Here is a 279-nt window from a genome sequence, read left to right on the forward strand (position 1 = left end):
CGCCCGTTGCGTACTTTTTCATGAATACGAGCAACAGCTAATTTTTGTTTTTGATAGTTTTTACTTTGTTTTTGTTTACGAGCAAATATTTTTTGCTGTATAGCAAGTCTTTGACTGGCTTTGGATAAATGCTTTGGGTTATCAACCTTGCTACCGTCCGATAGGTTTAGCAAATGGCTAATGCCTAAATCAATACCCACCGTCAAGCTGGGCTCAATGGTAGTTAGTGTCGGCAGTGCTTCACCATTATCAACCAGTACGCTTGCATAGTATTTGCCT

Annotated in this window: 1 protein-coding gene; it reads right to left on the reverse strand. The window is 40.1% G+C overall.

Features of this window, described 5'->3' with window-relative positions; genetic code table 11:
• Positions 1 to 279 (reverse strand): transposase (locus A1232T_RS13485; protein ID WP_143514024.1); only part of this gene is annotated, 279 nt, incomplete at both ends.

The sequence above is a fragment of the Psychrobacter pasteurii genome (assembly GCF_900162815.1).
GTDB classification, from domain to species: domain Bacteria; phylum Pseudomonadota; class Gammaproteobacteria; order Pseudomonadales; family Moraxellaceae; genus Psychrobacter; species Psychrobacter pasteurii.